Here is a 22,500-nt window from a genome sequence, read left to right as displayed (position 1 = left end):
TTGGGAAAGCATTGTTTATTTTTCGAGTACAAAAGAAAAAATAAAAACAATATAATAACTAAACTGTTTTATAGGAAACATAATAAATTTTTATAACACATTACGGTTAATATTGTCATTAATTTGGCGTTGGAATGTGTTGACAACTGAGTAATGTTAAGGAAGGCACATAAAAATTATACAACCTTCGATGTTGACACTAAAGTTATTTATTTTCCCAAAAAGCCAAAAGGGAGTGTAAGACCTGATTTTTGTAATGGCACAACTTGTTCAATAGAAGTGAAAAATTATAATATAGTCAAATACGCTGATAATCTGATTAATAATATTTCTAAACAAGCACTTGAACGACAAAACATTTACCAAATGGTATGCAGCAACAAGTTCGGATAGATGTTAGAGGGCAGCATTTAACACCTGCGTTAGAATTCAAAATTAGACGCGGAATTGTTCGAAAATCTAACGGAATAATTAGCTCAAAACAAATTAGGTTTATAAAAGAATAAGGAATAAATGAATAATGTCAAAAGATACCGGTTTTAGTGGGGGAAGTTCTGTATTTGCTCTAGGCACAGACAGTGATATGAAATTATTTTTTGATTGTATTTCATATTATCTTCTGCCTAAATATCCCAAAGAAGATTGGTCTATTTTAACAGACCGTTTATATCGTCGATATTTGAAGTTAGAAGAGCTAGATACGGCTGAATCGTTAATGAAATTGGTCGAGGAGGAGTTTAAACAGTTAGATAGAGAAGCCATTGATTGGGGTCCTATTTTATCAGGTAAAGCCAAAAGTGATTTAGACAGAACAAAATCAACTTTATACGATATTTTTGAGCGTTACTTTTACGCATTTCATTATTGTGTTGAATCTGCCAAGATAAATTATGAAGGTTTTAAATCAGAACCCGATTATGAGTATGAGCCAGTAATGGTATGCATGGCTAAAGTGCCTTATGTTGTTGATTATGGATATATACCACTATCTGTTTTTGATAACTTAGGCGCGGATGAGAAACCGATTTGGTGGACAGGGAAAATTCCTAAATAACCTTGTTTTGCTTTTTCCAATTCTGTGACAAACCTTGCAGAATTGGAATATATGATTCAATTTATAACTAAGTTATGAACTCTAATACCAATTTGATTTGCTCGGTTTTAATTGCAATAGGATGACCTGTATATAAAACTGAGCCATTCGATTTAGGATCTCACAAGACTATAAGGCTATACTGTACTTTATTTACCCTATCCCGCTTAATGCAACTCGTCAAGTAATAAGCTGTTATTGAATTTTAATAAAATGAAACGGTATAGAATCCTGAATTATTTTTACAAAATAACCGCCCACAATTAACGTCGGAGGGGGCATTATTATCGGGTAAAAGTGTCACGGTGTTGGCGGAGCACGATATTGAATCTTCGGGTGCGATATTAGGCAAAGAGCGGGTCGCCTTATTAGGCAATAACGTCAATAACCAAGGTTTGATTGATGCGGGTGCAATTATCATTCAAGCGAAAGATAGCATTAACAGCAGTGGCAAATTAAAAGCGGATAGGTTGGCTTATTTACAGGCGAATAACGACATCAACTTAAATAGCACCACCTCGACCACCGAAACGCATTACGGCGCGAGCAAAAGCAAAAACACGGTGATTGACCAAGTATCAACTCTCAGCGTCAACGATGGTGATATCCACTTAAAAGCGGGGCACGATATTAATTTATCGACCTTAAAGACAGAATGCTATCAAGACGCGAAATGAAATAAAAACCACTCAATTTAGGAACCAAAGAGCAGCAAGAACAATATAATAATGCTTACTGGGAATCTCTCGCAAATAAACCATTCCTTGAAAAATTATTTAGCTCTCGTGCAATGGATGAAAATGAAGAATATTATTGAGCACAATATAATATTCAGAAGTATCTTCAATCAACAGAATGGGAGCGATAAGTTGGTCGTCCAGTAATGAACTTTTTATCGGGTGGAATTGGTTTAGCTTATAATACGATGGACACGGTAGAATCAGCGAATGTGTTATTTGATGTAGTTAAAAGATTGAATAATGGTGAAGAATTTAGTACTGAAATGGTGATGAAATTAATCGATGCTGGTTTTACATTTATACCTGTAGCTGTTTCAAAATCGATTCCTAGAGGGGCTGGAAAGGGGAAAACCACTCTAACACCACCTATAAAAATTAATGTTGCAAATGATTTTACAAAATCGCCCCAATCTATTTGGGAAAGAGCTGCTGATGATATTGCAAAAGATTTTCAGGCAGCTGGTTATCAAGTTAATGTTAGACAACCAACAAGAGGTTCGGGACAGGCGGTCATTATTGAAGTTAAAGGTCATCCTGAAATTAGCCAGATACAGATACACCCAGGCGGAGGACGTCATGGAGGTAGCTATTATAAAGTATCAACAACAACACAAGGTACAATAAAAGTTGTTTATCCAAACACTTATAAACCAAGTGGGGAAGAAAAAGCGATAATTATTAATAAACCAAAGAGATAGAATATGAATAAGATTAAATGGGTAACTCAGGCAATAGCACAACCTTGTGAAATACAAAAGAGTTTATTTCCTGATTTTGTAAATATAGCTGATGAATTAGCAGCTGAGTGGGAGATGGCCTTAGATGAACTTAATGATCCTCTAGTAGCATCTTCTCTTACATCAGAACAAAAACTAGCAGTAAAAAAATTAGATGATTATATGTTATCTATAAGTGGAGCCACTAATATTCAATATTGGAATAATGACGCACTTTGTGAAAGTGCTGAGTGGCAAAAGATGAGAAAAATGGCTATTGATATATTACTCATCATGAATTGGGAAAATATTGTACCAACAAAAGCTGATGCAATATATATCAATCATGGTTAAGTATGAAATCTCCACTTAACTAACAGAGATCTCACTTATTGTTTTTAGAACTGATACGCAAGTTAAATAATTAACTTCTTGTACTCGATTTTTACCACGATAACTTGGACAGGTAAATGGAAAATAATTAAAGGAACAAATTTAGAAAGAGTGAATGCTGGTCGAGTACCTATTGGTAAGTAAATGTATTGATTTTTATTTAATTTTTTAAAACATTTTTTTGCGTTTCTTGCTACAAGGCGAAAACGGTATACAAAGAAAAGTACAGTTACGAAAAGTCAGGTTTAATGTTAGCTTTAATGGGCAGAGCAGCAGATATGTATGAAGCGGCGAAAGCAATAGGATGTAGAAGAATTACCATTACCAGTTCCTCCTAGTGTTGGTGCAAGTGGTAGAGTTCCTAAAGTTTTACAAAGTGGGGGTAATACATTAAATCAAAGTATAGCAAATGCTCTGAATAAATATTTTGGTCAAAATATTAACAAACGCGAATGGAGGTATTTACACTTGAATCGCTCAAAAAAGATAATAATATACGAAATGATCATCATGGGAGCATTTTAGATAATGTTGATTATATTAATTCGAATGGAAAAGTTATAGGTAATATTGGAGACTATTTAAAATGATTTCAATAAATTCTAGGAGAACTCCTGTATCTCCAAAATACCTAAGTTGTGATGAATGTTATGTGACATTGTTAATATACCCGAATGATATTCATCCTGATAAGATAACTGAACTTTTGAAAATTGAACCAACGCAAAAAAATATTATTGGAACGAAGAGTATTAATCGTATCGGAAGAATTAGAGAGATTAAAACTTCTGGATGGTTTTTATCATCAAAAGGTTATATTACATCTAAAGACTTAAGAGAACATTTAGATTGGTTACTAAATAAAATATCACCATGTAAAGATGCGTTAGAAAAATTACAGACATATGAAAATGTGACTATGGGTATTGATTGTGTATGGCGTTCATTGGCTGGTCATGGTGGACCTGTATTATGGCCAGAACAAATGAAAATAATGAGTAGACTTAATTTGGAATGTAGTTTTGACATATATTTTGTCAATGATGAGTAAACTGATATTTTATTGGCAATGGTTTATTATTAATGTGTAGTAGCTCAAACTTAATCTGACAATCCTAGCCTATATTAGAGTATTAGTTATTAAAAAGTGATAGTTAATACTGTCACTAGGGCGTGTTGATCTTTCGTGATTATTTTTTAGACGGCATGATGTGAGTTATAATAATTCTGCAAAAAACAACCATAACTCGATTCATCATGCCAAGAACAATGCTAACAGATAAACGGTGGGAAAAGCTACTACAAATAATGAGAAATACCGGCCGAGTTTATAATAAATCCGAGCATCGGATGACGTTTGAAGGGATCCTTTTCCGAATGAGAACCGGTATTCCTTGGCGAGATTTGCCAGAAGAGTTTGGTGAATGGAGCACCGTCTATAGACGATTTAATTTGTGGTCTAAAAAAGGAATATTAGTTGATATTTTCAAATATTTATCACAACTAGCGGATTATGAAATATGAAGATATATGTTTAGCAATTATTGAGTTTAGTAATTTGGGATATGATCTTATTTTTGACATATGCAGTACTTATGATGGGTATTCTTTAGGTAAAATTCATTGTAAGAATGTGCAGGAGTTTAAATGCAGAAATGAATTGAATGAAGAGGAATTATTTGGCTCTTATATCGCATTACTAAAAATAGAATCAGAAACATTAATAATGGAGTCGGGAGAAATCTGGATTAAAGTAGTTTGCAAAGAAATAAGTTCAACTATTGTATATTCATGATTTTGGTAGATAAAGTAGATAATTATCTAAAACTTATAGACTTGAATTAATATGCCCTCTGTTTTTTTTTATTACCTGTTGCAATAATTAATCCTAAAATAGCAATGAATGCAAAAATAATAGCAAATGGTAAAAGTGTTTGAGATGCCTCATCTTTTTCCAATGAGCTAAGATAGAATATCAATACAGTACTTCAATTGGCAATTATGCCTTCAATAGCTAAACCCATAGTTTATTTCCTCATTTGTTGTTTATTAATTATCATATCATTACGATGAACTGCAACAGGACCATATTCATAACCAATAATTTTGTAAATTTCTTGCGAATGATGCCCTGCAATTTGTCTTAAAGCATCACTGTTATAACGGCTAACACCTCGAGCAATATGTTTGCCTAAGCTATCACATATATCAATAACTTCACCGCGCGAAAAGTCCTTTTCAACTTTTAGAATACCTTTAGGTAATAGCGAACTGCCATTATTTAAAATCGCATTAACAGCACCATCATCTAATAACACTTTGCCTGCTTTAGGTGCGCCAAATAACCAGTGTTTTCGATGTTCTAATGGTGTCTTTTGAGCAATAAATCGTGTACCAACAGGGTGATTATTGATAATATCAATAATCACATTGGCTCTGTTTCCTGCCGCAATCACAACTTCAATACCCGCACTACCAGCAACTTTTGCTGCTTGTAGTTTTGTTGTCATACCACCAGTGCCAAGCCCTGAAACACTATCACCAGCAATGCTTAGTAATTTATCATCAATGTGATCTACTTCGTGAATTAACTTGGCATTTACATCTGATCTTGGATCGGCTGTATAGAGTCCTTCAATGTCGGTTAATAAAATCAGCTTATCAGCTTCGGCTAAAATTGCTGCTAGCGCTGATAAATTATCATTGTCTCCAACTTTTATTTCGGCGGTTGCAACAGCATCATTTTCGTTAATGACCGGAATGATATGATTATCCAACATGGCTTTTAACACATCTTGCGCATTTAAAAATCGTTCACGATCTTCAAGGTCGGCACGGGTAAGTAACATTTGGCCAATATAGATTTTATAGATAGAAAACAGTTGTTCCCAAAGCTGTATTAATTTACTTTGGCCAACCGATGCAAGCAATTGTTTTGATGTAACAGTATTAGGTAGAGTAGGGAAGTTTAAGTATTCACGACCTGCTGCAATTGCGCCAGAAGTAACAATAATAATTTTATGTCCATCTTGATGTAAACATGCACATTGCCTTATCAGCTCAACTATTCGTGCCCGATCGAGTTGTTTTGAGCCAGCAGTTAACACACTGGTACCTAATTTAACAACAACAATTTGTTGTTTTTTATTGATCATAACATTGCTCTTATTTTTAATCGTGAATTATAAAATAGACTCCATCCATTTTACTGATTGAGTAAACGCTTGATGCAAACTGGTTTGTAACTGTTTTTTAGACACTGTTACTATTTTATTTTGTTTAATTGAATGAATCAATTTTGCTTCACAAAGATTACTTAGCTTATCATCCTCAAATATAATATTCATTACTGGCACATGGCAAGCATGAGTTAAAAGGCCTTGATTTTTTAGTGAAAAGTATTTCAGTTCTGCCGCTAATTGCTGATTGGATATCGAAGGTAATGCCAAGCGACTTGCGAGCATATCTTTGTAGCTATTAGGTAGATTTTTTTGCAGCTCATTATCAACAAAAATTTGGTGAATAAATGGAGTGAAGTTAAACAATCCTTTTATTTTATTTGGCATTAAATAGGCCAAACGTGTAGCAATATGCGAACCAAAACGAAAGCCTGCAACAAAAACACGATGATCATCAACCCATGGCACAGAGGATAATTGCTCTAATATAGCTTGATGAATTTGGCTACTATTTTGTGTTAAAGCAAAGTTACGGCTATACCCAACTGTCGGTAAGTCAACAGTTAACATAGCAAATCCATGTGGGGCTAAAAACTCACTAAAATAACGATAGTAATCGATCTGCAAATTACCTAATGCATTACAGATTAGCACAACAGGGCAAACTTTTTCAGTTTTTGGTAGATGCAAAATTGCTTTGACGCTACGATTATCAACCTTAAATTCAAGCTCTTTAATCAAAAGAGGGGAAAAACTAAGCGCTTTAGTATAAGCTTGATAAGCACAAGTTTGGGCATACATTGCCAGTTCATCATTTTTAAAATGAGGATAACTGGCGATACTTGAAAATTCACTAGCAATAAGGTAATAATTGAGTAAATTGTTTTTATCTTCATTGGTAAGATTAGTTTTATCAATCGATTCTGCTTTAGCTTGCCAGATTGCTGCTTGGTTTAAAAATTCATAAACCCAGTTGCCGGATTGATAACCAACAACGGTGTCTAACCAGTTATCATTTGTATGATGCCTAGTTGAAGCGGCAATTTTGGATAAAACCGCTTCAGCTTCTAATTTAGGCAAACCACGCCAATGCCACAAAATGGGATTAATAATACGATACCATCTTGAATCAATTTCACCATCTAACGCACTAATACTACTGCCATCACTACTATCGATACGATTTATGAGTGTTGAAGTTTCAGGATAATCAAATTGTGGTTTGAATATCTGTGCCGTTAGATTTTCGGTAGTTGCCATAACAACTTTAATTTCCCTATTGATTATTTATGATCACAAATTGGTTTAACGAACATCACTCCAGTATCCCAAGGTTGTTCGATCCAAGTATCTTGAGCGATATCGACAACATAATCATCAACAAGTGGTTTACCTGCAGGTTTTGCAAAAATAGTAACAAAGTGTGCTTTTGGATACATTTCGCGGATAGTATGAGCGGTGTTACCCGTATCGACTAAATCGTCAACGACAATAAAGCCTTCTCCATCACCATTGGCCTGTTTTAATATTAGTTTTTCGCGTTGATGATCATGATCGTAACTTGAAATACAAACCGTATCGACATAACGAATACTTAATTCACGCGCTAAGATAGCTGCCGGAACTAATCCACCACGACTAACAGCAATAATACCTTTCCATTGGTTAGCAGGTAATAAGCGTTCTGAAAGTTGGCGACCGTAGGATTGTAACATTTCCCAAGTGACATTGAATTTTTTCTTTTCAGCAATCAGTTCTGCTTTGTGTTGTTTTTTTGCTTGGATTTCTTGTTCTGTTAATAAAGTTTGTTCTGTTGACATGTGTAACCTGCAATTTTAATCGAATGTACGAATAAATAAATATTAATGGACTAAAAATAGATGTAAAATTGCACCTTATTATAGAGTGATTAGTTAAAAAAAACCACTCATTAATTTATTACTTACTTAATAATTGAGGTTATATTATGCTTTCTACCTTAACACCTAAATTTGTTTGGCAGATTTTTAATGATATTTGTAAAATCCCCCACCCATCTCACCATGAACAAATGATCACCAAATATATTGTCGATTTTGCCAATACTCATCATATCGATTGCAAACTTGATAAAGTGGGTAATATTTTATTAACAAAGCCTGCGACCAAAGGCATGGAAGCGTGCCCGTCGATTGCATTACAGGCACATATGGATATGGTGCCACAAAAAAACGAAGGCACTAGTCACAATTTTTTAACCGACCCAATACAAGCTTATGTCGATGGCGAATGGGTAAAAGCCAAAGGTACAACATTAGGTGCAGATAACGGAGTTGGACTTGCATCTGCGCTTGCTGTTTTAATTGATCCAGCAGTTGAACATGGACCAATTGAAGTATTGGTAACTGTATCAGAAGAAACGGGTATGCATGGCGCCTTTGGTTTACAACCAGATTGGCTAAAAAGCCAATATTTAATTAACACAGATTCTGAAGACGAAGGTGAAATATTTACTGGATGTGCTGGTGGTGTTGACTTTACATCGACTTTTTCTATTACTTATGCAGTAATACCTGAAAAACATGATTGTTATATGAGCATTTCGCTTAAAGGGTTAAAAGGTGGCCATTCAGGTTGTGATATTCACCTTGGTCGTGGTAATGCAATTAAATTAATGGCTCGCTTTTTAGCGCAATATGCGCAAGATGTCTCATTTAGATTAGCCGATATCAAAGGTGGATCATTACGTAATGCTATTCCAAGAGAAGCCTTTGCTGAAATTACGCTAAACAAACAGGATTTACCTAAATTAGAGGCTATTATCAAGCAATATAAAACTATTTTACATAATGAGTTAGGGCATGTAGAACCCGCTATTGAAATAACATTATCAGAGGTTGAATCCAATAAAGTAAAACGCATATTAACCACTGAACATCAAGATAAGATCATTAATTGGTTAAATACAGCACCTAATGGTGTGGTTAGAATGAGTGATCAGCTTCATGGTGTGGTTGAAACATCACTTAATTTAGGTATTGTCAGTATTGAAGATAACCAATTTAATACCCATTTTTTAATTCGTTCTCAAGTCGATAGTGCTAAGGATGCTGTTGTATCAACATTGATATCACTTAGCCAACTCGTGAATGCCAATTATGAAATAAGTGGTGGTTATTCAGGATGGGAACCTAATTTAGATTCACAATTACTAAAACTGGCCAAAGATAAATATCACGAAATTTTTTCTCAGCAAGCGAAAATAATGGTGATTCATGCTGGGCTTGAATGCGGTCTATTTAAGCAAAGTTATCCACATATGGATATGATTTCAATTGGGCCAACGATTGTTTCGCCACATTCTCCAGATGAAAAGGTCAATATTCAAAGTGTTTATCGTTATTGGGAATTATTAGTAGCGATATTAAAATCAGCAAGTCTTTTAAAATAATCTACCGCGTTGCCTGCCGATCTTTATCGGTAGGTATCTAAAGTTGTTTGCTTGTATTTACTCAAGAAAATAAAATCATAAATTAGATTTATTTAAAATAGTAAGAAAAAATCCCTAAAAAAAACAAAAATGAAATTAAATTCATAAAAAGTGAATAAAAATTCATTTTGACACTTGTAATAGCCTTATAAATAACCTACTATATACAAATAATTGTATAAAAAATAGATAAGGATAGGTATGTTAAAGGCCATTATTGTAGGAGCAAGTGGTTATGCCGGTGCAAAATTAGCTTATTATTTACATAAGCATCCGCATATAGAACTTATTGCTTTAACAGTATCAGAAAACAGCCAAGATGGTGGTAAGCTTATTTCTGATTACGATTTACATCCCCAGTTAAAAGGTGTTGTTGATTTACCACTTATAGCCACTGCAGATTATTCGGCTTATATTAATGATGTCGATATCGTTTTTTTAGCTACTGAACATGCCGTTAGTCACGATATCGCCCCTTACTTTTTAGAACATGGCTGTACCGTTTTTGATTTATCTGGTGCGTTTAGAGTCAATTCCACCACTTTTTATACTGATTATTATGGCTTTACCCACCAACATCCAAAATGGTTAGACAAGGCCGTTTATGGCTTAGCTGAATGGAATAGTGAACAAATCAAAAGTGCTCAACTTATTGCAGTACCAGGGTGTTATCCTACCGCTTCGCAATTACCTCTTAAACCATTAATTAAAGAAGAATTACTAGACAATTCACAATGGCCTGTCATTAATGCCGTCAGTGGTGTGAGTGGTGCTGGGCGAAAACCTTCGCATAATAATATATTTTGCGAAGTGAGCTTACATGCTTATGGGTTATTTACTCATCGCCATCAACCCGAAATTGCGACACATTTAGGGCAAGAAGTGATCTTTACACCTCATTTAGGTAGTTTTAAACAAGGTATTCATGCCACTATAACTTGCCGAGTAAAAGAAGGCGTAACATCACAAGATATTCTTACGGCTTTAAATAAATATTACCAAAAGAAACCTTTAATCAGAGTCTATCAAAAAGATTGGCCGGCATTAAAATCTGTCATTGGTTTGCCTTATTGCGATATTGGCTTTGTATTAAAAGATCGCCATTTAATATTAATTTCTGTTGAAGACAACTTATTAAAAGGCGCAGCAGCACAAGCAGTGCAGTGTATGAACATTCGATATGGATTTGATGAAACCACATCATTATTATAAAAATGGATGAAATTATATTTAAATTCTGTACAAAAATTTGAACAAATTAGCAGTAGGTTAAATTCATAGGAAACTAAAATGAAACCATTAATTATAAAACTTGGTGGCGTATTACTTGATAACAAAGATGCCCTAAGTAAGTTATTTGTTGTTATTAGTGAATATAAAAAGAATTTTCAGCGGTCATTAATTATTGTGCATGGTGGTGGTACAGTGGTCGATTCATTAATGGATAGACTCTCTTTACCTGTGGTACGTCGAAATGGACTACGAGTCACCCCTGCTGACCAAATCGACGTTATTGTCGGTAGCCTTGCTGGCAGTGCCAATACCACTTTATTATCAGAAGCTAAAAAACAGCAAATAGCCAGTGTAGGACTCTGCTTAGCTGATGGTAATAGTGTAGAAGTCAAACAAATTTCGGAAGATCTTGGTTATGTTGGCGAAGCCAAAACCGGCGATCCTACATTAATAAACCTACTTGTTAATGCTGGTTACTTACCCATTGTCAGCTCGATTGGTATCACTGAAGAAGGGCAAATGATGAATGTCAATGCTGATCATGCTGCGGTCGCGCTAGCTAAAACCTTAAATGCTGACTTGATATTGCTATCTGATGTGGTTGGCGTACTTGACGAAAACAAGCAACGCATTGAATCACTAACGCAATCACAAGCCGATCAGCTGATTGCCAAAGGTATTATTACAGAGGGTATGGTCGTAAAAGTCAATTCCGCTTTTGAAGCTGCCAAAGCTTTAGGACGACCGATTGCAATTGCTAGTTGGAAAGAGTCTGACCAACTGATTCAATTATTTAACGGCCAATCAGGTACAACAGGCACAAGAATTATTGCTTAAATATTAAGCTGATATTATATTAAACTGGTTAGCTATATTTAACAATTTAAAGTAAAGGTCTCTAACTCATTTTTTACCGTAAGTTAATTTAGAAAGGGTGTAGCATGAAAAAAAGTGGAACAAAAAAGGTTGTATTGGCTTATTCAGGCGGTTTGGATACATCGGCGATTATTCCTTGGTTAAAAGAAAATTATGGCGGGTGTGAAGTTTATGCATTCGTTGCTAATGTAGGTCAAGATCCAAAAGAATTAAAAGATGTAGAAAAAAAAGCCAAAGCATCGGGTGCAGTTGCTTGTAAAGTTGTTGATTTACGAGAAGAATTTGTTAAAGACTATGTATATCCCGTCTTAAAAACAGGGGCTTTATACGAAGGTACTTATTATCTTGGTACCTCGATGGCTCGTCCAATTATTGCTAAAGCACAAGTGGAATATGCGCTAGAGGTTGGCGCTGATACATTATGCCATGGTGCAACGGGTAAAGGTAATGACCAAGTACGTTTTGAAACCACTTATACTGCACTCGCGCCACAACTTAAAGTGATTGCACCTTGGCGTGAATGGGATCTACGTTCACGTGAAGCATTAATTGATTATTTAAAAGTTCGTAAAATTCCAACTACTGCAACCGTTGAAAAAATTTATAGTCGTGACGAAAATGCATGGCATATCTCAACAGAAGGCGGCGTGTTAGAAAGCACATGGAACCAAGCTAATGCTGATTGCTGGGCTTGGACTGTTTCGCCAGAAGAAGCGCCAGACAAACCAGAATTAGTGACCATTGGCATTGAAAAAGGTGAAGTGATTTCAGTCAATGGTAAAAAATTATCACCTTACAACTGTGTTGCAACATTAAATAAAATTGGTGCAAAACATGGTGTTGGACGAGTTGATATTATTGAAAATCGCCTAGTTGGCATTAAATCACGGGGTTGTTATGAAACGCCTGGCGGCACAATCATGATGACAGCATTACGCGGTTTAGAACAATTAATCTTAGATCGTGACAGCTTTAAATGGCGCGAACAACTTGGTTTAGAAATGGCATACGTTGTTTACGATGGACGCTGGTTTGCTCCATATCGTCGATCAATTCAAGCCGCAGCCGAAGTTTTAGCGCAAGATATGACAGGCGAAGTAGTGGTTAAACTTTATAAAGGTAATGCGACTGCGGTACAAAAGCAATCACCAAATAGCTTATACAGCGAAGAGTTTGCCACATTTGGTGAAGATGAAGTTTATGATCATAGCCATGCTGGTGGGTTTATTCGTCTATTCTCGTTATCATCACGTATACGTGCATTAAATGAAGAAAAGCAAAAACAACCTGCAAAAAAAGCTAAAACAGCTAAATCCGCCACTAACACAAAAACAGCAGCTAAAAAATCAACAACAAAAACGAAAAAGTAAACGCTAATGCGCAAATAAAAAAGTGATAATAATAAATATATACAGGTTAAACCCTGTATATATTATTTTTATTCTTGATAAAATTTAAATTATTTAAGCAATTATTGAAGATAATATTGAGGTAATTATGGCATTATGGGGAGGACGTTTTAGTCAAGCAGCAGATCAACGATTTAAGCATTTTAATGATTCATTACGCTTTGACTATCGTCTTGCAGAGCAAGATATCATGGGTTCAATTGCTTGGTCAAAAGCATTGGTGACGGTTAACGTTATATCTTATGATGAACAAAAAAAATTAGAAAAAGCCTTAAATGAATTACTGATTTCGGTTCAACAAGATCCCAAACAGATTTTACAAAGTGATGCCGAAGATATACACAGTTGGGTTGAACAAAAACTGATCGAAAAAATTGGCGATTTAGGTAAAAAATTACATACAGGCCGAAGCCGTAACGACCAATCAACGACCGATTTAAAACTATGGTGTAAAGATCAGATTCCTTATTTAATTAGTACGATTAATCACTTGCGACAATCTCTGGTTATAACTGCCGAACAGCATCAAAATGCGATTATGCCCGGTTACACCCACTTGCAACGTGCTCAACCAATTACTTTTGCTCACTGGTGCTTAGCTTATTTTGAAATGCTTAGCCGTGATGTCAGTCGCTTACAAGATACACTAAAACGCTTAGACGTTAGCCCATTAGGTTCAGGTGCATTAGCCGGAACCGCCTATCCAATGGATCGTGAGCAATTGGCGCATTGGTTAGGGTTTGCTCGAGCAACTAATAATAGTTTAGATTCGGTGTCTGATCGTGATCATATTGTTGAATTATTAAATAACGCCTCAATAGGCATGGTACATCTATCGCGTTTTGCTGAAGATCTTATTATTTTCAACAGTGGCGAAGCCAACTTTGTTGAGTTATCAGATCGCGTTACGTCAGGTTCTTCACTCATGCCACAAAAAAAGAATCCCGATGCATTAGAACTGATTCGCGGCAAAGTAGGGCGGGTTACGGGTGCTCTAATGGGAACACTCATGACTATCAAAGGTTTACCGCTTGCTTATAATAAAGATCTACAAGAAGACAAAGAACACCTATTTGATGCGCTCGACACTTGGCAAGAATGTTTAGATATGGCCACACTAGTGTTAGAAGATATCAACATTAACTATACAAACTGCCAAGAAGCCGCTAAACAAGGTTATTCAAATGCAACCGAACTTGCTGATTATTTAGTTGCCAAAGGCATACCATTCCGCGAAGCTCATCACATTGTTGGCGAAGCCGTTGTTGATGCGATAGCAAAGCAAAAAGCACTCGAAGAACTCTCGCTTGCAGAACTACAAAAATTCAGCCCCGTGATCAATAATGATGTCTATCCAATATTATCGGTAGAATCATGCTTAGCTAAACGTTGTGCTAAAGGTGGCGTTGCACCACAGCAGGTGAAATCAGCGATTGAAGTTGCCAAGCAACAACTTTCATAATCACCTATATCAATCTAATTACAACCATGCCGGCATTCGCCGGTTTTTTATACTAAAACATATAGTTTTCTGAAACTTTTTTACAAAAAATATGATTGTATATCTGTCCATACAGTGTAAAAATAGAATTCTTTTTTTGAATGGATCAAAGTGAATCGTAATGAATAAAAGTTATAACTTTAGTGCAGGTCCTGCAAAATTGCCTGCTGATGTATTAAAGCAAGTTCAAATTGAATTATTAAATTGGCGTAACACAGGCGCATCAGTTATGGAATTAAGCCATAGAGGTAAAGATTTTGATGCATGTGCTATTGAAGCCTCTAACGACCTGCGTGCAATTTTAAACATCCCTAATAATTATAAAATCCTTTATTGCCAAGGTGGTGCTAGAGCACAATTTGCCGCAGTTCCATTGAACATCTTAGGTAAGAGAACTAGTGCAGACTATATCAACAGCGGTTATTGGAGCCAATGCGCAGCCAAAGAAGCTAGCAAATATTGCCAAATTAATGAACAAAATGTTGTTATCAAACAAGATGGACTAACAGCTATCAAACCTATGTCAGAATGGCAATTAAATGATAATGCCGCCTATGTACACTATTGCCCAAACGAAACAATCGACGGGATTCAAATCTTTGAAGAGCCCAACTTTGACAATAAAACCGTGGTTGCTGACTTATCATCATGCATATTATCACAACCTATTGATGTAAGCCGATATGGCATTATTTATGCTGGTGCACAAAAAAATATTGGTCCATCAGGCATTACCATTGTTATTGTGCGTGAAGATCTTATTGGTTATGCGCAAAAAATCCTACCATCAGTATTAGATTACAAAATTTTATTGGACAACGATTCCATGTTTAACACGCCACCTACATTTGCATGGTATATGTCAGGCTTAGTATTTAAATGGATAAAAAGCCTTGGTGGACTAAAAGCAATGCAGCAACGAAACCAAGCCAAAGCACAATTGCTATACCAATTTATCGATCAATCCGATTTTTATCGAAATACTGTCTCAACAGTGAATCGATCAATTATGAATGTCACTTTCTTATCGCCAAATGAAGAACTAGATAAAAAATTTGTAAGCGAAGCAACTCAAGCTAACATTATTGGCATCAAAGGTCACCGTATTGCCGGTGGAATGCGTGCATCCATTTATAACGCGATGGATCAAGAAGGCGTGAATTATTTAATTGATTTTATGCGGCAATTTGAAAAACAAAATGGTTAAATTAACTCAAGATATTACAATTCATTAATACCAATAAAAGGGAGGCAAAGCTCCCTTTCTTATTTAACTAGCCTTATTTACAACTATAAACATCACCAACCATAACCGCATCTGTTGGCGCAATATCCGAAATATATTGCATAGAGGTATCTTGTGCGTTATAAATCACATTCCCCCCCATTGCAGCAGCCTTATTCATCAGCTCAGAAGCTGCATCGCGAATTAGCTCGCTATGAGTTTTAAGGCCAGAAAAGAAACTACTGCGACGCCCCTCCACTTTACCCAATAACTGACAAGAAGCCGCAGGCTTAGTATCAATAAACTGAACTTGACTACCAGCAGAAGTCGGTTGATATTTAGAGCCACTACAAGCACCTAAAAGCAAGGTTGCAAACATCGCAACACTAATAAATAATAATTTCTTGAGAGACATAACATTTCCTCAACCAATAAATAATAAACCAAATTATTGTATCAGTTTAATTAAACAAAAAATATAAGTAATTAAACTCGCATAAAATCCAATAAATTACAGATTAAGAAATAATCAAACCAACCTATTTTATTAATTAACTATAGCAAATTTGATTCAACTCTATTATAATCATAACCCTACTAACTCAGTAGCACATCCAAATGGCCCCTTAGCTCAGTTGGTCAGAGCAGTCGACTCATAATCGATTGGTCACTGGTTCAAGTCCAGTAGGGGCCACCATCAATCATGATTTTAATGTTTAATAAATTTTTAATTTTTTAAGGGTTAATATCATGAAAAAAAATGCAACAGTGATCACTATAGCCGATACTAAAGGCGGTTCTACCAAATCTACTACAGCAGTTAATATTGCTGCTTTTATAGCTCATTCTGGGTTAAAAACACTATTACTGGATTTTGACTTAGAGCAGCCTACAGCTTGTTCATATTTTCCATTGCAAAAAGAAGCTCCATATGGCGTTTATGAGTTTCTTATAATGCATGAAACAGATTTAGATAAACTAATATCTGCGACAACAACACAAAATTTAGATGTTATGTCATCAAACAGCGTTAGACAAGAAATCGTTTCACATTTAAACGCTTCGGCGGATGGTATTATCCGTCTAAAATCATGCTTAAAACTTCTCAAAAGTGAGTATGATGTGATAGTCATTGATACGGTCGGAACAATTGATCCAACTGTTAACATGGCAGTACTTGCTTCTGATGTGGTTTTATCTCCGCTAGATCCTTCCATGCCAGGCGTTCGAGAATATCTACGGGGTACTATTTCTAATTTATTTAGAAGTTTGATTCCTTTCACTGACTACGGAATAGAATTACCTCCCGTTTATACGTTTTTTAATCGAGTAGAAGAAAATAATGATTGTCATCGTATAAAAGAACTTTTTAATCAACAAATCAATGCTCTGCCACCATTACCTTTTAAAATTACTGTTTTAGATAAAGATATTAAAAAGAAAAATAGTTACAAAGTTGCCGCATCCCTCGGTATTGCAGCATTTCAACATTATACCGAACCAACAAATAAAGTAGCACATCCGTACAAAATAACAAAAGCCCAGGCTCAAAGTATCAAAGACGATATTTATTATTTGTGTCAACACCTATTGCCCAGGTACCAGCCACAATTTGATGCATTCATGAAAACCGAAATTGCTCATTAATCATTTTTATTTCTGTTCACAATAAATAACAAGGTGATTATATGAATAAGCAATTTTATTCTAATGATACTGAGCGATCAGTATTAGGTGCATTATTAATCGATAATAGCTGTATTGATGATACATTTGAAATAAATGTGGATGATTTTTATATACCACAACACAAATTGATCTTTAATGCTACAGTTTCTTTAATTCAAGAAGGTAAGCATGCTGATATTCTGACTGTATCTCAGGCTCTTTCCGAAGAACAACTAAAAAATTGCGGAGGGTTAGCATATTTAGCTGAGTTGAGTAGAGATACACCGCGAGCAACAAATTTTAAACACTACGCATCAATTTTACGCAATTATACAAAAGCTCGTAGTGCAAATAATATTGCAAAGACATTGATAAAAAATCTCACAAAAGCGTCATTTAGTAATTCAGACAGCAGTAATCAGATTATAGCACAAACTGAATCAGAACTATTTCAACTTGGGCACGATGTAGAAAATCAAAATGAACAACGTATACCTGAATTATTGACTAATGTCATGAATTTCTTAGAAACAGAACACAACCCATTTATTCCAACAGGTTTTAAAAATTTAGATTATAAAATAGGTGGATTAGAACCAAAAGAAATAACAATTGTTGCAGCAAGACCATCTATGGGGAAAACAGCATTTCTTATTTCATTGATTTACAATCACATAATAGCTCTTAATGATAATCCTAATTTACCTATACAACCTGTTTTTGTTTTTAGTTTAGAAATGGATGCACAATCGTTGATGTTGCGATTATTAGCTACATTAGCTCATGTACCATTTATCGATATAAAGAATAAAAATCTTGACGATAGTGATTATGGAAAAATTTCTGCAGCGATTGCAATGTTATTGAAGTTAAAAAAGTTTCTTATTATTGATGATAATGCGTATTTAACTCCAGCTATTTTTAGGCGTAAAGTTCAGCGTTATACACGTTTATATGGTCAACCAATATTTGTTGCAGTTGATTATGTGCAGTTAATGTCATCAGGTGAAAAAAACAGTGAAAATCGTGCTGTTGAAGTGGGCAATATTAGTAGACAGCTAAAAATTCATTGTAAAGATTTCAATATTCCCTTAGTTCTGCTTTCACAATTAAACCGATCAGTTGAATCTCGTTCTGATAAACATCCTCTTTTGTCTGATTTGAGAGAATCAGGCGGTCTTGAGCAAGATGCTACAACAGTAATATTGTTATATCGAGATGAAGTCTATAACGAAAACAGTGAAGCTAGAGGGACTGGTGAATTAATTGTGGCCAAAGCTCGTAATGCTGCTACAGGTAAAGTAGCAGTCAAATTTGATGGGCCATACATGCATTATCAAAATTTAGTTTAAGGAAAATATTAATATTATGGTAGAACAAAAATCATCTGTTGATGTTATGCGTGAACGTATGTCTACAGGTTTCCCAGACGGTGATAGGGCAACAACTAAAATTACATTGAATGAAATGCCTATGCGGGTCAATCTTGACGAATTAAGACCTAGTCAGGTATTACCACGCCTGAAAAAAAATGAATCATATGAAGATATTAAAGAATCTATTCGAAAAAAAGGACTTGATCATGCTCCTGCAATTACAAAAATACCAGGAGAAGAGGGCTATGTAATTTCAGATGGGGGAAATACACGATTACAAATTTTGAAAGAGCTGTATGAAGAAACTGGTGATAAACGTTTTTATACAATTAATTGTATTTTCAGGCCTTGGGGCGGAGAGCTGAAATCTATTGTTGGACATTTAACTGAAAATGGCCTTCGTAGTGATTATACATTTATAGAAAAAGCATTGGGTGTTTCAAAGAGTAAAGTTTTGTATGAAGAAGAAGTAGGTAAACAACTATCTTCACGAGAGTTAAGTGAACGGTTAAAAAATAGCGGATATCCTATTTCTTATGTATTAATCACAAAAATGCTTAATACAGTTGATTATTTGTATCCTCATATCCCTGAGATTTTGAAATTAGGATTGAGTCGAAATCAAATTGAAAAAATTCTAATGTTAAGAAGTATATGTTGGGATTTATATAAACGTTCAGAAAAATATGATGACGACAATGCTTTTGTTGAAGGTTTTAATTTAGTATTAAGTGAATTTGATTATGAGCCAGAATTATTTAGTTATGAACGTTTACAAGACGAGATGTTTGGTTATTTTGCGAAATTGTTGGGAATTAGCTATCAGCTTTTTGAATTTGAATTAGAGGAAAAAAACCATAAAGGGATAAAGAAAAACTTGCCGCCAATTGATGTTAGCCAAAATGAGGCCAATGCTGGACAAGGTGGGGAAGATAAATTGGAAGTTGTTCCAACATTAAAAGGTCAATTGCAACAGGATATTTCATCAGAAACTAATGTTAATAGCCAACAATCAACTAAAGTTGACCCAATTTCATTAAAAAGAGAGATAAATCCAACAATCATATCCGATGATGAGCCTGAATTGGAAACTGCTGTAAGTTCCTCTTATACTGTTTTACCTAGTGGTGAGATTACTGTACATGACGGGGCTGATGTTAAATTAGTGATGGAAGACATAATTAAAAGTACTGATTTAACTAAAATTAATCCACATGCTTATAGTCTCAGTGCTAATTTAAATACATATGGGAAAACGGAAAGAACACCTATTTTAGATATTTGGAAACTGCCTGAAGAGGCCACTAATTATGAATATGTTTTTCGAGATATTGCAGGGCATGTACTTGATATTTTTGATGAGCTAGGCATCAATAACCAATCTTTTGCATTTTCAATTGACGATAAAGATAAATCAAAATTACCCATTATTGCATTTAATCCTCTCACTACAGAAGATGAAGTAGATAGCAAAAAACGCACCGCATATAAACTATTATTATCATTACTTACAAAACAGACAGAGGAATTGATTAGTATGCATTATTTAATCACTGAATTCAATGATTTTTTAGTGATTAAATTTTTACGAATTATTCGATTGTTCCGAGTTTATAACGAGTTTTTAAATCAACAACATTAAATATAGGAAATATAGGGCATATCATGGTAAGTGTCAGTAATAATATAAATTTGGCGATCCTGAACATGGTTCATAATTTTATTAATGAAGGAAAGATTCACTCATTAATTGAAATGGGATTTACAATTGAACACTTAAAACAAATGAAAGAATTGAGTTATTCACAAGTTACTTATATTGCAAACTCACCCGTACTATTGATTCAAGTTACCATAGATACAAAATTATTTGATGTTGTACTTGCAAGAGCAAGAGAATTTGAAGAAAGAAGCCATATTATTGACAAAGCACATTCACTTGGCGCATCTATAGAAATTTTAAATAAATATTTTGGGTTATCAACATCTGATATTAGTTGTTCCAGAAAACTAAAGGATTTAACTGTATCAAAGGGGCGTTTTAGGAAACCCGACGAAGCCGAAAAAATAGTTATTTGGGAACAATGGCAGCTTAAAAAAAATGAAAATCCAGATATTGTAATAAACGATGATTTGAATCGTTTATTAGTTTATATGGATATTACTCAACATGTTTCGATGATGAGCGATGATAATACTGAGCCTTTAACATTAACATCGGTAATTAAAGAGCTAGAGCCATTAATTAATTCAAATAGTTTGTAAATATTATGGTAGATTTTGAAAATCAAATTAGCGTATTACGTAATGCATTAGTTGAGCAGAAAACAAATAGCATTTCTTCTGATGAAAAGATTGCCATGTTTTTTGCAGGTCATCAATATGACTCAATGCCTCGTGCATTATTAGAAGATGATTCTATTACATCATTAGATAAATATGCTTGGCAACGGTTGTATATTGAATTACAAAAATACAGGCACAATAACTACTTTCCAACTTACGATAATTTACAAAAGTTGTGGGGGAACCTAGGCGGTACATTGTCTAGAAAAACTGTACGAGAAATACTTTCTAGATTAGTTTTATCAGGCTGGTTGTCATTTAGAATGATTAGAAGTAGTAATGGTCAAATTATGGGTAATATTTATATTCTTCATAATACAGCACTGCCTCTTGAAAAGATTATTGATGACAGTGTTATACACATTTTAACATCATTGTTAAATAAAAGTAGCATTACAAAATCATTAGCGATGTTGGCATATAATCTAATCAAGACATATGTCAATAAAAGCACTCAATCTGACAAAAACATTTTCTTGCACATTAACGATTCAAAAAATGAAAGCAATATAAATTACAAATTTAATAATATTGCATCATCGTTACTCACTCACTTACAAAATTTATTAAGTTCCCAAAAGGAACTAAGTGAAAAAGCACCAAGTTCCCAAAAGGAACTAAGTGAAAAACAACTAAGTTCCAAAAGTGAACTAAGCCTAAACTCACTAAGTTCCAAAAAGAAACCACCTAAAAAATCATTATGTTATGATTCCTCTAGTAGTACTACTAGTAGTAGTTTATATAGTAGTACTACTACTAATAGTAATGTTTTGTTAGATTTAAATGTTCCAGACAATATTAAAGCTAATCTTGGTATTCAAGGATTGAATGATGTTATCAGTGCGATAAATAAAAATAGTTTAGACATACAAATTGCCAATAGTGTATTAAAAACTATCTCGATGAAAGATATCACTAAAATTAAAAATATGACTGCTTATCTTGTAACAAATATACAAAAAGCCGCTCGAGGTGAATATAACCTCATTTCAACGAGTAATCAGACCACAGCAGATGAGGATTCTAGCAAACAGGAAATTTCAAGAATCTTAACTGTTGAGAAGAAGATGATTAGCAAAGAAAAAATAGAACAACTCTTGAATCCATTAAAAAACATGTTATGTGAGGCTAATCCTTAATGTGAACTAAGTAGTTAATTTGCTGTTACGGGGGGTAACAGTGAACTGAGTAGTTAATTTACTGTTACGGGGGGTAACAGCTAGCTGAGTGGTTAATTTACTGTTACGGGGGGCAACAGCTAGCTGAGTAGTTAATC

20 protein-coding genes, 1 tRNA gene and 2 pseudogenes are annotated in these 22,500 nt (G+C 34.6%); 19 read left to right on the top strand and 4 right to left on the bottom strand.

What is annotated here, in order from left to right:
• Positions 1-520: 520 nt before the first annotated feature.
• The 7 genes and pseudogenes from GQ593_RS04620 to GQ593_RS04590 all read left to right on the top strand — a co-directional run bounded on the left by GQ593_RS04620 (position 521) and on the right by GQ593_RS04590 (position 4,737).
• Complete coding sequence (locus tag GQ593_RS04620; protein WP_160430954.1) at positions 521-1,054, top strand: hypothetical protein; 534 nt, start codon at positions 521-523, stop codon at positions 1,052-1,054.
• 344 nt (positions 1,055-1,398) lie between these two features.
• The gene (locus GQ593_RS04615; RefSeq protein ID WP_160430952.1) at positions 1,399-1,770 is read left to right on the top strand and encodes a hypothetical protein; all 372 of its coding nucleotides are present in this window, start codon (positions 1,399-1,401) and stop codon (positions 1,768-1,770) included.
• A 206-nt stretch (positions 1,771-1,976) separates the two neighbouring features.
• Positions 1,977-2,531, top strand: coding sequence for a hypothetical protein (locus GQ593_RS13590; protein WP_202115372.1), 555 nt, complete (start codon positions 1,977-1,979; stop codon positions 2,529-2,531).
• Positions 2,532-2,534: 3 nt separating this feature from the next.
• A complete protein-coding gene (locus GQ593_RS04605; RefSeq protein ID WP_160430951.1) occupies positions 2,535-2,903 on the top strand; it encodes a hypothetical protein in 369 nt (122 codons plus the stop codon).
• Between the two features lie 625 nt (positions 2,904-3,528).
• Positions 3,529-3,993, top strand: coding sequence for a DUF4279 domain-containing protein (locus GQ593_RS04600; RefSeq protein ID WP_160430950.1), 465 nt, complete (start codon positions 3,529-3,531; stop codon positions 3,991-3,993).
• 206 nt (positions 3,994-4,199) lie between these two features.
• Positions 4,200-4,460, top strand: a pseudogene (locus GQ593_RS04595) (transposase); the annotation flags it as partial.
• Complete coding sequence (locus tag GQ593_RS04590) at positions 4,456-4,737, top strand: hypothetical protein (protein WP_160430949.1); 282 nt, start codon at positions 4,456-4,458, stop codon at positions 4,735-4,737. The pseudogene GQ593_RS04595 and the gene GQ593_RS04590, both read left to right, overlap by 5 nt.
• Positions 4,738-4,969: 232 nt before the next feature.
• Here the strand turns inward: GQ593_RS04590 and proB are convergent, their stop codons facing one another.
• From proB to gpt, 3 genes are read right to left on the bottom strand one after another with little or no spacing between them, the layout of a single operon-like run.
• The gene (gene proB, locus GQ593_RS04585) at positions 4,970-6,097 is read right to left on the bottom strand and encodes a glutamate 5-kinase (protein ID WP_160430948.1); all 1,128 of its coding nucleotides are present in this window, start codon (positions 6,095-6,097) and stop codon (positions 4,970-4,972) included.
• A 27-nt stretch (positions 6,098-6,124) separates the two neighbouring features.
• Positions 6,125-7,381 carry an alpha/beta hydrolase gene (locus tag GQ593_RS04580; protein ID WP_160430947.1) on the bottom strand — a complete coding sequence of 419 codons (1,257 nt, stop codon included), beginning with the start codon at positions 7,379-7,381 and terminating at the stop codon, positions 6,125-6,127.
• 23 nt (positions 7,382-7,404) lie between these two features.
• Positions 7,405-7,941, bottom strand: coding sequence for a xanthine phosphoribosyltransferase (gpt, locus tag GQ593_RS04575; protein WP_091346754.1), 537 nt, complete (start codon positions 7,939-7,941; stop codon positions 7,405-7,407).
• Between the two features lie 146 nt (positions 7,942-8,087).
• Between gpt and GQ593_RS04570 the strand changes: the two genes are divergently transcribed.
• The 6 genes and pseudogenes from GQ593_RS04570 to serC all read left to right on the top strand — a co-directional run bounded on the left by GQ593_RS04570 (position 8,088) and on the right by serC (position 15,816).
• Complete coding sequence (locus GQ593_RS04570) at positions 8,088-9,551, top strand: aminoacyl-histidine dipeptidase (protein ID WP_160430946.1); 1,464 nt, start codon at positions 8,088-8,090, stop codon at positions 9,549-9,551.
• A gap of 240 nt (positions 9,552-9,791) precedes the next feature.
• Complete coding sequence (argC, locus tag GQ593_RS04565) at positions 9,792-10,802, top strand: N-acetyl-gamma-glutamyl-phosphate reductase (RefSeq protein ID WP_160430945.1); 1,011 nt, start codon at positions 9,792-9,794, stop codon at positions 10,800-10,802.
• Between the two features lie 78 nt (positions 10,803-10,880).
• Positions 10,881-11,660 (top strand): acetylglutamate kinase, encoded by a 780-nt coding sequence (gene argB, locus GQ593_RS04560; RefSeq protein ID WP_160430944.1) that lies wholly within the window; start codon positions 10,881-10,883, stop codon positions 11,658-11,660.
• Positions 11,661-11,764: 104 nt separating this feature from the next.
• A pseudogene (locus tag GQ593_RS04555) lies at positions 11,765-12,982 on the top strand (argininosuccinate synthase); the annotation flags it as partial.
• 214 nt (positions 12,983-13,196) lie between these two features.
• Positions 13,197-14,570: an argininosuccinate lyase gene (argH, locus tag GQ593_RS04550; protein ID WP_160430943.1), complete on the top strand. Its 1,374-nt coding sequence runs from the start codon at positions 13,197-13,199 to the stop codon at positions 14,568-14,570.
• Between the two features lie 160 nt (positions 14,571-14,730).
• A complete protein-coding gene (gene serC / locus GQ593_RS04545; RefSeq protein ID WP_160430942.1) occupies positions 14,731-15,816 on the top strand; it encodes a 3-phosphoserine/phosphohydroxythreonine transaminase in 1,086 nt (361 codons plus the stop codon).
• Positions 15,817-15,889: 73 nt separating this feature from the next.
• Here serC and GQ593_RS04540 read toward each other — a convergent pair whose 3' ends face one another.
• Positions 15,890-16,249, bottom strand: coding sequence for a DUF4156 domain-containing protein (locus GQ593_RS04540; RefSeq protein WP_160430941.1), 360 nt, complete (start codon positions 16,247-16,249; stop codon positions 15,890-15,892).
• 205 nt (positions 16,250-16,454) lie between these two features.
• Here GQ593_RS04540 and GQ593_RS04535 point away from each other — a divergent pair.
• The 6 genes from GQ593_RS04535 to GQ593_RS04510 all read left to right on the top strand — a co-directional run bounded on the left by GQ593_RS04535 (position 16,455) and on the right by GQ593_RS04510 (position 22,363).
• Positions 16,455-16,531, top strand: a tRNA-Ile gene (locus GQ593_RS04535).
• Positions 16,532-16,584: 53 nt separating this feature from the next.
• Positions 16,585-17,481 carry a ParA family protein gene (locus tag GQ593_RS04530; protein WP_160430940.1) on the top strand — a complete coding sequence of 299 codons (897 nt, stop codon included), beginning with the start codon at positions 16,585-16,587 and terminating at the stop codon, positions 17,479-17,481.
• Between the two features lie 41 nt (positions 17,482-17,522).
• A complete protein-coding gene (locus GQ593_RS04525; protein WP_160430939.1) occupies positions 17,523-18,854 on the top strand; it encodes a replicative DNA helicase in 1,332 nt (443 codons plus the stop codon).
• Between the two features lie 16 nt (positions 18,855-18,870).
• Positions 18,871-20,520, top strand: coding sequence for a ParB family protein (locus GQ593_RS04520; RefSeq protein WP_160430938.1), 1,650 nt, complete (start codon positions 18,871-18,873; stop codon positions 20,518-20,520).
• A gap of 23 nt (positions 20,521-20,543) precedes the next feature.
• The gene (locus GQ593_RS04515) at positions 20,544-21,143 is read left to right on the top strand and encodes an STY4526/YPO1902 family pathogenicity island replication protein (protein WP_255458431.1); all 600 of its coding nucleotides are present in this window, start codon (positions 20,544-20,546) and stop codon (positions 21,141-21,143) included.
• Positions 21,144-21,148: 5 nt separating this feature from the next.
• Positions 21,149-22,363, top strand: a complete 1,215-nt coding sequence (locus tag GQ593_RS04510; protein WP_160430935.1) for an STY4528 family pathogenicity island replication protein — start codon at positions 21,149-21,151, stop codon at positions 22,361-22,363.
• The last annotated feature ends 137 nt before the right edge of the window (positions 22,364-22,500 follow it).

Origin of the sequence: Gilliamella sp. Pas-s25 (genome assembly GCF_009795885.1) — a bacterium.
In the GTDB taxonomy this organism is placed as follows: Bacteria; Pseudomonadota; Gammaproteobacteria; order Enterobacterales; family Orbaceae; genus Gilliamella.
Note: the sequence above shows the minus strand (reverse complement) of the source record. Positions and strands in the feature narration are given on the sequence as shown.